12 protein-coding genes are annotated in these 14,121 nt (G+C 44.8%); 3 read left to right on the top strand and 9 right to left on the bottom strand.

All coding sequences use genetic code 11. The features are described 5' to 3' along the window. Positions 1–209: 209 nt before the first annotated feature. From QL886_RS11415 to QL886_RS11380, 8 genes are all read right to left on the bottom strand, one after another. On the bottom strand, positions 210–1,202 hold the full coding sequence (locus tag QL886_RS11415) for a D-alanine--D-alanine ligase (protein ID WP_290178782.1): 993 nt from the start codon (positions 1,200–1,202) through the stop codon (positions 210–212). A 23-nt stretch (positions 1,203–1,225) separates the two neighbouring features. Next, positions 1,226–2,665, bottom strand: coding sequence for a UDP-N-acetylmuramate--L-alanine ligase (gene murC, locus QL886_RS11410; protein ID WP_290178781.1), 1,440 nt, complete (start codon positions 2,663–2,665; stop codon positions 1,226–1,228). Between the two features lie 66 nt (positions 2,666–2,731). Beyond that, positions 2,732–3,817 (bottom strand): undecaprenyldiphospho-muramoylpentapeptide beta-N-acetylglucosaminyltransferase, encoded by a 1,086-nt coding sequence (gene murG / locus QL886_RS11405; RefSeq protein WP_290178779.1) that lies wholly within the window; start codon positions 3,815–3,817, stop codon positions 2,732–2,734. A 296-nt stretch (positions 3,818–4,113) separates the two neighbouring features. Further along, on the bottom strand, positions 4,114–5,085 hold the full coding sequence (gene gshB / locus QL886_RS11400) for a glutathione synthase (protein WP_290178778.1): 972 nt from the start codon (positions 5,083–5,085) through the stop codon (positions 4,114–4,116). 65 nt (positions 5,086–5,150) lie between these two features. After that, on the bottom strand, positions 5,151–5,864 hold the full coding sequence (gene pyrE / locus QL886_RS11395; RefSeq protein WP_290178777.1) for an orotate phosphoribosyltransferase: 714 nt from the start codon (positions 5,862–5,864) through the stop codon (positions 5,151–5,153). Positions 5,865–5,926: 62 nt separating this feature from the next. Then, on the bottom strand, positions 5,927–6,949 hold the full coding sequence (locus tag QL886_RS11390) for a hypothetical protein (RefSeq protein WP_290178776.1): 1,023 nt from the start codon (positions 6,947–6,949) through the stop codon (positions 5,927–5,929). Positions 6,950–7,029: 80 nt separating this feature from the next. Then, positions 7,030–7,869, bottom strand: coding sequence for an SDR family oxidoreductase (locus tag QL886_RS11385; protein ID WP_290178775.1), 840 nt, complete (start codon positions 7,867–7,869; stop codon positions 7,030–7,032). A gap of 77 nt (positions 7,870–7,946) precedes the next feature. Further along, positions 7,947–10,109 carry a DUF4105 domain-containing protein gene (locus QL886_RS11380; RefSeq protein ID WP_290178774.1) on the bottom strand — a complete coding sequence of 721 codons (2,163 nt, stop codon included), beginning with the start codon at positions 10,107–10,109 and terminating at the stop codon, positions 7,947–7,949. A gap of 154 nt (positions 10,110–10,263) precedes the next feature. Here QL886_RS11380 and ampD point away from each other — a divergent pair, with 154 nt between their 5' ends. The 3 genes from ampD (at position 10,264) to QL886_RS11365 (ending at position 13,312) form a co-directional block, all read left to right on the top strand. Then, a complete protein-coding gene (ampD, locus tag QL886_RS11375) occupies positions 10,264–10,887 on the top strand; it encodes a 1,6-anhydro-N-acetylmuramyl-L-alanine amidase AmpD (protein WP_290178773.1) in 624 nt (207 codons plus the stop codon). Between the two features lie 121 nt (positions 10,888–11,008). Then, positions 11,009–12,559: a murein biosynthesis integral membrane protein MurJ gene (gene murJ / locus QL886_RS11370; protein WP_057761456.1), complete on the top strand. Its 1,551-nt coding sequence runs from the start codon at positions 11,009–11,011 to the stop codon at positions 12,557–12,559. A gap of 129 nt (positions 12,560–12,688) precedes the next feature. Beyond that, entirely contained in the window at positions 12,689–13,312 is a 624-nt protein-coding gene (locus tag QL886_RS11365; protein WP_290178772.1) for a hypothetical protein, read from the top strand. Between the two features lie 11 nt (positions 13,313–13,323). Here the strand turns inward: QL886_RS11365 and QL886_RS11360 are convergent, their stop codons facing one another. After that, entirely contained in the window at positions 13,324–14,028 is a 705-nt protein-coding gene (locus QL886_RS11360; RefSeq protein WP_290178771.1) for a GNAT family N-acetyltransferase, read from the bottom strand. Between the last annotated feature and the right edge of the window lie 93 nt (positions 14,029–14,121).

Raw genomic sequence — 14,121 nt, 5'->3', positions numbered from 1 at the left:
ATGAATAAGTTATCAGCTGTATTCACAAAAAAACATAAATATCACCGAAATAGACCTATTCTTACAATATTAACGTATTTTATGGTTAAACAATAGCCAAACACTAATTAGCAGCAGCGAATTTACACAAGTTTACATGAAGCTGTGGTATAGCAGCTCTAGTGACACAAAGAGTCATCACTATCTGCTTAATTTAGTTGATTTGATAGCTATAGCGTTTGTGCCAAAATATGCCAACATAGCGCGTCAAAATCTAGTCCGCGAGCTTTAGCTGCCATCGGCACCAAACTGTGACTGGTCATACCTGGTACAGTATTGATTTCAAGCAACCAAAAATTGCCTGCTTCGTCTTGCATAGCGTCAATACGCCCCCAGCCTTTTGCGTCTACTGCACGAAATGCCGCAAGGCTTAAATCTTGCAAGTGCTTTTCATCAGCAGCGCTCAATCCACAGGGAATGTAGTAACTGGTATCGTTGCGATTGTACTTGGCTTCAAAATCATAGAAATTAGTGATATCAGCAGGCTCAAGGCGAATAACTGGATAGGCTTCATCATCGATAATCACAATCGTAAATTCGCGACCTGTAATCCAGCGCTCAGCCATCACCGCATCACCACATTCCACTGCAGTTGCATAAGCGGCAGGCAGCTCATCAAGATGATTAACCTTGGTCATGCCAATGCTTGAACCTTCATGAACTGGTTTAATGATAAGTGGCAGACCTAACATGTTAACCACTTGCTGCCAGTCAGTACCAGCCGTCAATAATGAAAATGGTGCAGTTGAGAGGCCGCAACCTTGCCACAGTTGCTTGGTACGTACTTTGTCCATACCTAGTGCAGACGCCAGAATCCCTGAACCAGTTTGCGGTATATCAAACCACTGTAATACGCCTTGCAACAAGCCATCTTCGCCGCCACGACCATGCAACACATTAAACACGCGGTCATATTTGCGTAGCTCAGTAATGTCTTGATGCTTTGGATCAAAATGAGTGGCATCAACGCCTTGGTTTTGTAGTGCTTGCAATACTGCCGCACCACTGTCCAAAGACACGCTGCGCTCATTGCTACTGCCACCATAAATAACGGCTACTTTGCCAAATTGACTGGCATCTTTTGCATGAGTCGTCGTGTCTAAAGATGTATCATTGATAGCTGCATTTTGAGTGCTATTATTGTCTTTATTATCAGTTGTCATGAGGATCGTCCCTAAATTTTAGCTTACTTAATATAAAGGTTATTGGCAGCCAAATCGATAGCAATCTGCCCGACATTACCAGCGCCTTGGGTAATCAGCATATCGTTAGCTTTTAGCAAACGCTGCATAACAGGAGCTAGATTGTCTTTATCAATAATAGTCGGTTCAACTTCACCGCGCAAACGGATACTACGCGCTAGTGACTTGGTATCAGCTCCGGTAATCGGACTCTCACCTGCTGAATAAACATCTAATAATAATAGCTCATCAACACTCGATAGCACTTCTACAAAATCATCGTAGCAATCACGGGTACGGCTATAACGATGTGGCTGAAATAGCATCACCAAACGACGATCAGGGAAGCTTTGACGAGCGGCTTTGATGGTCGCATCGACTTCTTTAGGATGATGACCATAATCATCAATCAATAAGACATTACCATCATCGATATCGACAGAAGCATGCTGCTCAAAACGACGACCCACGCCTTCAAATTTTTGCAGGGCGCGCTCAATCGCTGCATCATCAACGCCTTCATCGGTCGCCATCGTGATGGCAGCAAGCGCGTTATAAACGTTATGTGTACCAGGAATGTTCAACGTTAGACGTAATGGGTCACGGTCACGGCGCAATACGGTAAAGTGAGTCTTAGTCCCTTCTGTCACCAAGTCTACAGCCTGCACGTCATTGAACGGCTCAAGACCAAAGGTCAATACTGGACGACCGATATCATCGATCATTGCATACAGTTCAGGGTCATCACCGCAAACCACTGCCAGACCGTAAAACGGCATGTTTTGTAGAAACTGAATATAAGCGGCTTTTAATTTATCAAAGCTGTTTTCGTAGGTTTCCATATGGTCTTGGTCGATGTTGGTCACAATCGCGGCCATCGGATGCAATGACAAGAATGATGCATCAGACTCATCAGCTTCTGCTACCAAGAAACGGCTACTACCCAATGCCGCATTTTTGCCTGACGCATTTAACTTACCGCCAATGACATAAGTAGGATCTAGCTGTCCCTCTGCCATCATTGTGGTTAGCAAACTGGTCGTTGTCGTTTTGCCATGCGCGCCAGCAACCGCGATACCATGACGATAGCGCATTAGTTCACCAAGCATATCGGCGCGGCGTACTACTGGCAGGCGAGCTTCAAGTGCCGCTTTTACCTCAGGATTGCTACGATCAATCGCTGAAGAAACAACGATAACATCGGCATTGGCAATGTTTTTGGAGTCATGGCCTATCGATATCTCGATGCCAATCTGCTGTAATCGTTTAGTCACCAAGCTTTCTGCGATGTCAGAACCACTAACCTGATAGCCTTGATTGTTCATCACCTCAGCGATACCACACATGCCTGAGCCACCAATACCGATGAAATGCAAATGCTGGATACGGCGCATTTCTGGTATTTCAATCAAACGCTTAGGTAGAGCTTTCGCAGAGGTAGGCATAAGGATCTCTCTTTATTAAAGGTCAATAAAACTTAGTAAATTCAAATAAGGGGTATGAGCGACAGACTATAGCGCTTGCCAAATGATATCAGCAACTTGTTTACTCGCACTACGGTTGGCCAATGCGTGGCCTTTTTTTGCCATCGTTAAGCACTTCTCTCGATTGAGTGCGCCAAGCTCATCACTTAGACTCTTGGCAGTTAGCTCTGACTGCGGCAATAAAACTGCAGCATCATGCGAGGTCAGCGTGCGGGCATTGGCCGTCTGATGGTCATCCACTGCATGCGGTAGCGGTACAAAAATAGCGGCGATGCCGACGTTTTGAATCTCGGTCACGGTCAACGCACCTGCGCGACAAACGATGATATCTGCCCAGTTATAAGCTGCAGCCATATCATTGATAAAGGGCTGTACAGTAAACTGATGGTTGTTTAGGTTTTGCTCGCTATAAGCCGCTTGTGTGGCTGCTTCATTGTTGCGTCCACACTGGTGTAGGACTTCAAATGGTTGATCTAGTAATGCTAATGCTTTTGGTACTGTATCATTTAATACCTGAGCACCAAGTGAACCGCCTACTACCAACAGTTTAAGTGGTGAACTGTCATTTACATCGTAGCGTACCGTTGGCTCTGCGACACCAGTAATGGCATTACGCACAGGATTGCCCACTGTCTCAAGCTTGGCATCTTGCTGACTATTGGCAAAGGTATTTTCAAACGCTTGTAATGTTTTGGTCGATAGCTTGGATAAGTAGCGGTTGCTCATGCCAGCGATGGCATTTTGCTCATGGATAATCAATGGCGTATTAGTCATGCGCGCAGCGATACCGCCAGGTGCAGTGACATAACCACCGAACCCAACGACCACATCGATCTGATTACTACGAATCACTTTTACGGCTGCCATCGTCGCGGATAGCAGAGTCATTGGTAGCTTCAATAGTCGACCAACGCCTTTGCCACGAAGCCCTTGCATATTAATAGCATGAAAAGGATAACCTGTCGGCTCAACCAAGCCGTTTTCCATACCATTTGGCGTTCCCAACCAATGAATTACCGCACCGCGCTGGGTCAACTCATCGCTCACTGCAAGCGCTGGAAAAACATGCCCGCCCGTACCAGCTGCCATCATCAATATATGCGGTGTTTTCATGAACGCCTGCCTATCTTTACTTTATTTATATGAAGGGTTTATCTCACTGCTGCAGTGACAATTATAAAAAATAATGACCTAGCCAAAGCCCGCATAGTATAGAGGAAATCATTGTCTTATATACAGTACTTTATGCAGCAAAAATAACAAAAATCCAAGCCATGATCGGTCATAGCTTGGCGTCGTGTAATGCTAATAAACGGTAAGGAAAATCAATGACTAACAATACCTAAAAATATGGGTTTTACGTAGTCAAAATATTCCTGAACTCAAAACTTTCCTGAACATAGCTAAAGCTACGCAGTAAATTTATTCTCAATCGCCATGATAAAGTCGGTTGCGATATCTGTACCGCATTGGTCATCAATCTCACGTACGCATGTTGGGCTAGTAACGTTAATCTCAGTGATGCGCCCACCGATCAAGTCTAGACCAACGAACATTAGGCCTTTTTCTTTGACAATTGGTGCCACAACTTCTGCTACTTGGCGTTCGATGTCAGTCAATGGCATGGCAACGCCGCTACCACCAGCTGCTAGATTACCACGGGTCTCGCCTTTCGTTGGAATACGAGCCAAACTATAATCTACCACGACTCCATCGACGATCAATACGCGCTTATCGCCCTCTTTGATTTCTGGCAAATAACGCTGCGCCATAATGGGCAAAGTCTCGAGCTCAGTCAGTACCTCTAACGTCACTCCGATGTTTGGGCTGTCAGCAGTCAAACGGAAGATGCCCGTACCGCCCATACCATCTAATGGCTTGACGATGACGTCCTGCTGTTCAGCGATAAACTTACGAATGTGTGCTTGTTTGCTAGTCACAATCGTTGGGCTCATATGATCGCTAAACCATGTCGCAAATAACTTCTCATTACAGTCGCGAATCGCCTGTGGGTCATTGACCACGAGCACGCCTGCTGCTTTGGCATGGTCAAGCATATAAGTGGCATAGATAAAGCGCATATCAAACGGTGGATCTTTGCGCATCAAAATCACGTCATAGTCGCCCACTGGTCCTGTTGCTTTGTCACCCAACGTATAGAAATCTGCAGGATCACGCTTTACTGTCAGTGGCTGCGTATCAACCATCAACTGACCACGGTCCAACCACAGGTCTTGAATCTGACAATAACCGAGCTGATGGCCTCGGTCTTGAGCGGCCCACATCATAGCGAGACTGGTGTCTTTTTTATAATTAACCCGCTCGATCGGATCCATAATAACGAGTATTTTTAGCGACTTTTCTTGTTTTTGTTGGCTCATGATAAGACTCACTTACGTTATATTATTGATATGAAACGAACTTATTAAACAACATCAGTGCCCAACTATACGCCGTACTGCTCACGGTAGTGTTGCATTTTGGCTAACTGGGTCGCGTCTTTATGCTGGCCGTTTTGTGCACCATGGTCATCGGCCAAATAACTGATCAAATCATCAATATCAACCAATGCACGTACGGGCACTTCTAGTGTCGCGGCAAGCTCTTGAATAGCAGAGTGATCTGCTTGACCTTTTTCTTTACGATCAAGTGCGACGAGAATACCAGCAACGCTTGCGCCTGCTTGCTCTAAAATCTCGACCACTTCGCGCATGGCTGTACCCGCTGTGATGACATCGTCGAGCACCCAAACGGCCTTGCCACTTACGTCAGCACCGACCAAATTGCCGCCTTCGCCGTGAGTTTTGGCTTCTTTACGGTTATAGCCCCATTTGGCATTGATGCCATGATGTAGCCATAACGCTTGCGCCGTCGCTGCGACAAAAGGAATACCTTTGTAAGCCGCACCAAAGATGACCAGCTCTTGCTCATTATCGCCATTATTTGCACTTATTTGTTCAGCTAAGGCATCTGCATAACCACGTGCTAGTAACGACAACATCTCACCAGTCGCAAGCAAGCCTGCATTAAAAAAGTACGGACTGATACGGCCAGACTTTAGGACAAACTCACCGAATTTGAGCACTTGGTTGTCTAGAGCCAGCTGAATAAATTGATGAGATGAAAACGTAGGGTCTTGAGGGCGTGTTACATGAGACATTATGACATTCCTATCAGCAAAAAGAGGGGGCAAAAAATTTGCATTATTGTACGCATTATTGATCAGCTTGACCAACCATTGATCTCATAATCCTGCATATTGGCATAGCGAGTCAGCAAACCACTACGCGACGAGATATTAAAATAGCTCTGTCCGTCTGCTCGGACTTGTATTTCCCAGCCCAAATGATAAGCGGCAACAACAATATGACCAGCAAATAGTCGAATCTGACGATATGCGTGGCGCTGCGACGGCTCACAAACGATTTGACTGAGCAAATAGCTACGCACATACTGACAAATTTCTGCGGCGCTATAACTATGATTGATACTCTTACGGGTACTACACTGCTTTAGCGCATGGACGGCCACGCTACATGCCATAATATCCGTGGCCAAACTACCCTCGCCTGTCTCAAACTGCTGTGGTTGTAGTATCACTTGCCAATCGTCGGCATACAGACTGTTGAGTAGCTCATCAGGATTATAGCGTTTGGTCAATGCGCGTATAGATAATGCAGAATTTTGAGCCTTGCTGTCATTATCTGAATCGTTGTTTGACTCAACCCCTGTAGCGCTATCAGTCGGCGAAAACCCGTAACGGTTCAGTTTTGGATAAGCGCGAATCGCCTGTTGAATATCTGACATATCTAACAATATTATATCCGATAATGTCGATATTAGTGGCTGCTCACTATGATTTTGATAAAAGCTATCCGGCAATGCAATAAGCTGTGCTGCATTTAGTAACGATAAATGCTCAGCCAGCGCTTCTGAGGCTATCAGCGACCATTTCGATAAGCTGTCTGCATTGGGCTGATAGAACCGCGTAGAGTTACCATAAAGCCTGCGCAGTTGACCATTTAGGCGACGAGCAGGCTCAGGAATATCACTTAATGGTCTGGCAGGGTCAAGAGGAGACTTTTTGGGATCAAAGTTAGGATGTACGATCGCAGGTTGCTGTGAATCAGCTAATATAGACGATTGACCAGCCTTTTTTTGGACGTGACCTTCTGCCAGCTGCCCGCCCTCTGTTGCCAGATTAGCATGAGACAAACGGTCATCAGAAGTAGAAGGCTGGGACATGAAATCTCCATAGACTAGAAAATAAATAAGAACGATTACACCAAGTGCTATTTTACTCTTTAGGGCTTAACTCTAAAGGCTTACTCTTGATGATTCAAAATATTGCGGTAGCCTGTCTGCCAATCAGCATAATCAAGCCAAGCTAACGGAATGTTGCTGTGCAAGCGTTTTCCTGTCACTGAGGTTTTTGTATTATCAATAATAGGAGGTGTCTCGCCAACCTGCTTACTAAGCCAAACCCCTAGTTCAAACGTAGTAACAGGTCGATAGTCCGTCGCTAGATAGACAGACTTTGGTGTCTCTATCGTCAACACTTTGGCGATGATATTGACCAAGTCGCGATCCATAATGCGGTTGCTCCAATGCTCAGCTGGCACTGGATCTTTATTTGGCTCACGAGCCTTGCGTAGTCGCATTAAGCGCTCGCGACCGTAGATACCACTAGGACGGATGACCACCGCTTTATCACCGAAGCCTTGTTGCAGCGCTTGTTCTGCTTGCAATATAACTTTTGAGGCTTCACGCGCAGGCGTGACAGGTGCAGTATGCTCATCAATCCATTCGCCATTATCCTGACCATAGACACCAGTAGAAGAAATGAATAACACATGCTCAAGTTTAATAAGCTGTGGAGCAAGCGTTGCCAAATGCTGACTAATCGCTAGATAACTGTCGTGATAACCGCTGGTTGAATACTCGTCAGGGGTGACGATAATCGCAATATGAGTAAATGCTTGTAGCTGATCGACCGTCAGCGTCAATGCATCAGCCTGCAAAAAATCGGCACTATCTACTAAATCATAATGGTGGCGCTTACTACGAGCAAGCCCAGTCACACAATAGCCATCTTGGGCAAGTTTGTTGGTCACTGGCAGGCCGATATCACCTTGTCCGATAATTAGTAAATTTTGCGTACTCATAAAGCATGTTTTCCTTTATACAACTTCCTTTATACAACCATCACAGCGCTTAGAAGCCATTTTGTTTAAATCAGTGCCTAAAAGTATCGTCTGTACGATAGCTGTATATCATCATTGGCATCGATACGATCTTGCCATTCGTAATTGGCATTGATACGTAATGCTTGTTTTTTATCAATATCGTATTGCAGCTCTAAGCTTGAGACTGGTTGCCAATAATGGCCACGGACGTTGGTTTCATCGCTGCTGCCATGATACCAATATGGCAATTGCAATTCAGCTTGCGCGCGTAACTGATTGTTAATCTGATAACGGCAGCCTGCATTGATACCTGCGCCTAGACGAAAACCTTTATTGATACCTCGTCCTACTTGCCCCGTACCTGCTAAAAGGGTATAGCACAGTTGCGGCGGCATCTCACCAGTACCTGCGGCTGGTGTACCAAATGCCCATGACCAGCCTTTTTCGTAACCCACGCTACCGACCAGATGATCCGTACCTGCCTCTTGCGAGCCATCATTTACTCGCGTCGCCTCGATACTGGCGCCCCAAGTATTGCCTTTTTTGGTTGCATTTACTGGATTAAAAGAGCGGCCTCGAATCAAAGTGACATTTTGCAAGACCACACTGTCTGGCTGATTGGCCTTATTATCATCTGTGTCATACAGTCGTAATGTCGCAGCCAGCCCTTCTAAGTTGAAAAACTGTGGATACCCTGAAGCGTCGTCAAGCGTATCATGAAATCCCGCTCGAAACCCAATATCCACATAGTCATTGTCACCACGCTGCCCTATACCTATCGTACCCAACTGTAGCGGATGCCTGTCTATCGGATTGTTATCCGATACGTCGATTTGATGCTTGAGCAATGTTTGCCCATCAGCTGACATGCTCGATACAGGGTTAAGCTGCGCAGACTTGATCTCATTTACGGTTTGTTTGGCACTATTATGATAGCCCAACTGCGCGCGCTGTTGTTTTTTCTCATTGAGCTGAGCTTGACGTAAGGTATTATCAGCGGGCGTATAATTGGTATTTGCCAGCAACTGCTTATCCTTTAATAGTTGAATCACATCAGAAGGCACGACTGCGTAAGACAATTGGCTCAGTAAGTTTTGCTGCGGACGGACCACATCAATAAGACGTAATATCTCAGAAGCACAATTGTCCGTGGTGAAGTAATACGGCATTTTTAACGCTTTGGTTTCCCAAACGTGGCGCATAATCTGCTGCACTTCCGCGGGCGTCAGACTCAACTGATATGTCCACGTATCACGTTCATCATCTTGCAGGTATTTCGCTAGCATCTCTGGATAAGGGTCAATTTCGATAGCGCTGTTGTAACTACCAATCATTGACTTAGTAGCATAGACTGGAAAACTGTCGCTTGGATCACCGTCTACCGTATAATTCAGCGCATAAGCCTTATCGATTTGATTTGGATCAGCGATGCTCGCTTTTGAGTCAATGCGTAACAGCGTATGAGCAAACGCAGAGAGCGGATTGTCCAAGTACTCCTGCGCAAACATAATAGATAGCTGCTCAGGCGCTAATGTCGACATCCATTCATCCAATTCTGGACAGTCAGCAGATAGACTTGCAGCATCGATCGCTAGCGCCTCTGTCAACCATGCCACTCGTGCTGGAAAACGACATAAGACAGAATTATTATTGGTATCAGTTTTTGCTTGGTCGTTATCAGTTGCTGATGATGACACCAACTCTTGTGCAAGTGCTACAAGCATCGCATCCAATTCTGCACCTGAATCTCGTTGACCATTTTTACTTAAAAAAAAGCTCGGATCATTAACCAAACTCTCGGTTTTCTTTTTGCTGAATACACTGTTTTTATCATCGTAAAAATACAACAAGCGTCGCCATGTTGTATGCTGTGCCAACTTGTCTGCTTTTACTTGTTGACGCCATGTCGATAGTAGCTGCTCTGTCTCTAAGCTTGATTCAGATAAAGTACTATTTTTAATATTAGGTTCAGCACTATTAATATTCTCCAACTCAGATAATGCATCTGAATTAGAATAATTAGGTGCTATGCTAGTAGGTGCGGTGCTAGATACGTCAGGTGACAATGCATCTGATTCAAGGACAGAGAGCGGCGTTGGTAGAAATGCCTGTGTTTGAGCTGAGAGTAGCAGCCCTGCTATAGCTAATGGTAGACGTGCTCGCAGGCCAATGGTCATTAGCGTACAATCGATAGGTATGGACGTCAGTTTTATAGACATGAGGTAGAATCTCGCACGTTATTATTCATACGCTATCAACGTTATTAAAGTTTCTAGGTCAAAAAATTAAACATATCGCCCACTATCGTTTAGCTACTTAGATAGAAGATTGTCTATCACACCATTACCAATACTAGTATAAAAAGAGAACATTATGCCCGTATTATCACCAAACTCATCATCTATGTCGTCAATGTTCATCAAAGATGGTCTACTATCAGCAGCCACTTGGCTAGCCTCACCCAATTACAATGTAAGGCCAAAAGATTTAAGTATTGACGCCATCGTCGTACACAATATCAGCCTACCACCGAATGAATTTGGTGCCTGCGACACTAATGATACGCATTACGTGAAAGCATTATTTACCAATCAATTAGACTGGGATGCTCACCCTTATTTTCAAACAATTAAAGGCGCAGAAGTATCAGCGCATTTATTTATCGAGCGTGATGGCGCTATCACTCAGTTCGTCAATTTCAACGAACGGGCGTGGCATGCTGGGCGGTCTAGCTACTTGGGTCGACCTGAATGTAATGATTATAGCATTGGCATCGAGCTTGAAGGGTCGGATTTTGTGTCCTTCACCTCTGCTCAATATGAGCAGCTAGCCAAAGTAATTGCCACTATTTATAAGGCCTATCCCAAAACACGTCGCCACTTGACAGGCCATAGCGATATCGCTCCTGGACGTAAGACTGATCCTGGTGATTATTTTGAATGGGCAAGGTTGCGTGAGTTAGTCGCCGAAAAATCCAAAGACAACTCATTATTATAGTAAGAGAGATTTCCACATCCAATCCATTTATCTCAATTATGAAAGTGCTATAATTCGTCAGTTTTTCTTCCAAAGAAAATCAGCACACAACTCAATATACAACTTAGCAAGATAGGTTCTCATGGCAAAAAGTCGGTTATTTCGTTCAACCATGGTGGTCAGCAGCATGACCATGTTGTCTCGTATTTTAGGTTTGGTACGTGATGTCGTATTGCTAGGGGTTTTTGGTGCAGGTGGTTTGATGGATGCCTTTTTGGTCGCCTTCAAAATCCCAAACTTCTTACGACGACTGTTTGCAGAAGGTGCGTTTAGCCAAGCTTTCGTGCCAGTACTGTCCGAATACAAAGAAAAGTACAGCTTACAACAAGTGCAGATTTTGGTCAGTCGAACCTCGGGCGCATTATTGCTAGTGCTATCGATGCTTACGGTAGTGGTCATCTTAATCGCACCTTGGGTGGTGACGTTGTTTGCCCCTGGATTTGCCGATCAACCCAACAAGTTCGCTATTACCGCTGAGTTGCTACGTCTTACTTTTCCGTACTTACTATTCATTTCTATGACAGCCTTTGCGAGTGGTATCCTGCAGAGCTACGGTCGTTTCGCCGCACCGGCGTTTGCGCCCGTGTTATTGAATCTGTGTATGATTGGTGGCGCACTCATTTTTGCGCCGATGTTTGATACGCCTATTATGGCCCTTGGCTATGCCGTTGCTATCGCAGGTTTGCTACAGTTCTTGATTCAACTGCCGCAGCTCTGGCAACAAAAGCTGCTTGTCGCACCAAAAATTGACTTCCAGCACGAAGGCGTTCGTCGAATTTTAAAGTTGATGTTACCTGCTATCTTTGGTGTTTCTGTCACTCAGATCAATTTACTATTAAATACCATCTTTGCCTCGTTAATGATTGGCGGTTCCGTCTCTTGGCTCTATGCAGCTGAACGTATGAGCGAGCTTCCATTAGGTCTGATTGGTGTGGCGATCGGTACCGTAATATTACCAAGCCTATCAAAAAGCGAAGCTCAAAAAGACGACGTCAGTTTCAAAAAAACCATCGATTGGGCAGCACGCCTTATTATTTTAGTCGGGGTCCCCGCCTCAGCTGCCCTATTTGTACTGGCAGATGTATTGATGCAAGCACTATTTTTACGCGGTGAGTTTACCTTACGTGATGCTCAGATGAGCTCACTGGCCTTACGTAGTATGGCAGGTGGTATCTTAGGATTTATGCTCATTAAGATCTTTGCTCCTGCATTCTTTGCGCGTCAAGACACTAGAACCCCCGTCAAAATCGGCATCATCTCTGTCATCGCCAATATGATTTTTAGTGTTATTTTTATCGGGATATTTTACTTCTTAGAGATACCACTACATGGTGGTCTGGCATTGGCTACGACTGGCGCTGCTTTTGTAAACGCAGGCTTGCTATATTACTTCTTGCACAAGCGTGATATTTTCCGTTTCGGTCCGCATTGGAAAAAACTGTTTACGCAGTTTGCTATCTCGACTGGCTCTATGATTGGCGTGCTTTATTTTATGCTGCCTTACTTCCCTACCGATCAGGCTCAGTGGCAGCGTATTGTCGCGCTGATTATTATGTGTGCCGTCGGAGCGCTGGTTTACGGTGTGGTATTGCTAGCGACTGGGTTCCGTCCGCGTCAGCTAAAGCACGGCTAGGATAAAGTATAAGCAAACTCATGGCAGGCTTACGAAACCAAAACAAGCCTGTTATGAGAAATGACAATGCTCGCTGCTGATAATTGTCATAATAGATCATCAATGAATAAATGACATTTGAGGTTTGATATGACAACGAAACAGCCAATCTTCCAGCGCTTACCAATTCTGCTAGCAACTGGTGTACTAAGCACTGGACTATTTATTAGCGGCTGTAGCAATAATGAAACGGCTGAAACTGCTACCGATAATGAAGATGTGGCAGCGACTGTTGATACCTCAGAAGACGTCACATTAGACAATGATACAACTGACCAAGCAGAGATTGTTGACAGTGCTAGCGAAACAGACGAAATTACAGATGGCACTGAAGATAAGACGGCGATTGATAGTGACAATATTAATCCAGTCACTGATGCGGCCGAACAGAAAAGCCTAGTGACCAATCCAACTCAAGCTGGTACGCCAGAGGATACTGTCAAGCAAGCACTAAACAGCTTATATTATGGTGACGTGAAGGATGCGGCGTTATATTACCAAGTCGATATGGCAAACTTCGAAGAAGAGCTTGCCAATACCCAGTCTGCGTTTCAGCAAACGGTAGATGGCGTTACGATTACTGATACCAAATACAATGATGACAAGACTCGTGCCACCATCACTGGCGAACTGATGCTAAAAGGACAGAGCGAACCTGCACCACTGACCTACCAGCTACAGAATATAGAAGGTCAATGGAAGATTTTAGGTTAGAGCGTTTTAAGTTAAATTGTTTCATCTAAAATATTGTCTGACGTGACTGCTTTACCAAGCATCACAACATCAGCGATAAACCCTTCCATATCGCAGACTTCGGGCATATAGCCCCATTGTTCAAAGCCAAGCTTACGGAATAACCCTAAGCTTGGATGGTTATGAGCAAAGACAAGGGCAATGACATTTCGAATACCTAGGCTTGGTGCTTGCGTCAACATCCAACGGGTCAGCAAACTGCCTAACCCTTTGCCTTGATAATCTTGATTTAGATAAATGCTAATCTCGGTACTGATGTGATAGGCCGTACGCGCGTACAAATCACTAAAACTGCCCCATGCAACTATAGGTGCCTTTGTTTGATCTATATCATCTGATGATAGTGCTTTGACCACATATATTGGTCTGGTTGCGCTATCCAAATGTTCATCAAACCAAGCGGCACGCTCCTCTAGCGTAACCAATGCAAGATTGGCTGTTGCTTGTTTGCCCGGTATGCTTTGATTATAAATGGCTAAAACTTCTGCTAAATCTTCTTTAATTGCACGCTGCACAACGAACTGATCGGTGAGCTGATATGTCGATAGTTCGGTTGGTATAGTATTCAAGGCAGCAGCAGACATAAGATCTCCATCGTTGTCGAGATTGTTGTTGTTAGGATTAGTATTAGCATCATTGGCAATAAAGAATAGCCACCCTATGCGCCATACTTGCATTACACGTAGACTATAGGATGTTAGTGTGGCTATTTTACTTTATAATGGCTGGTTTTAGACACATCAATTTTAAGCATAGATGTGTTTTTTCGT

The sequence above is a fragment of the Psychrobacter sp. APC 3281 genome, from assembly GCF_030407815.1.
Taxonomy (GTDB): Bacteria; Pseudomonadota; Gammaproteobacteria; order Pseudomonadales; family Moraxellaceae; genus Psychrobacter.
Note: the sequence above shows the minus strand (reverse complement) of the source record. Positions and strands in the feature narration are given on the sequence as shown.

Excerpts from the sequence above, each read along its gene's own strand:
- murG (WP_290178779.1), bottom strand. The coding sequence starts at position 3,817 with ATGAAAACACCGCATATATTGATGATGGCAGCTGGTACGGGCGGGCAT.
- QL886_RS11360 (WP_290178771.1), bottom strand. The coding sequence starts at position 14,028 with ATGCAAGTATGGCGCATAGGGTGGCTATTCTTTATTGCCAATGATGCT.
- murJ (WP_057761456.1), top strand. The coding sequence starts at position 11,009 with ATGGCAAAAAGTCGGTTATTTCGTTCAACCATGGTGGTCAGCAGCATG.
- gshB (WP_290178778.1), bottom strand. The coding sequence starts at position 5,085 with ATGAGCCAACAAAAACAAGAAAAGTCGCTAAAAATACTCGTTATTATG.
- ampD (WP_290178773.1), top strand. The coding sequence starts at position 10,264 with ATGCCCGTATTATCACCAAACTCATCATCTATGTCGTCAATGTTCATC.
- murC (WP_290178781.1), bottom strand. The coding sequence starts at position 2,665 with ATGCCTACCTCTGCGAAAGCTCTACCTAAGCGTTTGATTGAAATACCA.
- QL886_RS11385 (WP_290178775.1), bottom strand. The coding sequence starts at position 7,869 with ATGAGTACGCAAAATTTACTAATTATCGGACAAGGTGATATCGGCCTG.
- QL886_RS11380 (WP_290178774.1), bottom strand. The coding sequence starts at position 10,109 with ATGTCTATAAAACTGACGTCCATACCTATCGATTGTACGCTAATGACC.
- QL886_RS11390 (WP_290178776.1), bottom strand. The coding sequence starts at position 6,949 with ATGTCCCAGCCTTCTACTTCTGATGACCGTTTGTCTCATGCTAATCTG.
- QL886_RS11365 (WP_290178772.1), top strand. The coding sequence starts at position 12,689 with ATGACAACGAAACAGCCAATCTTCCAGCGCTTACCAATTCTGCTAGCA.
- QL886_RS11415 (WP_290178782.1), bottom strand. The coding sequence starts at position 1,202 with ATGACAACTGATAATAAAGACAATAATAGCACTCAAAATGCAGCTATC.
- pyrE (WP_290178777.1), bottom strand. The coding sequence starts at position 5,864 with ATGTCTCATGTAACACGCCCTCAAGACCCTACGTTTTCATCTCATCAA.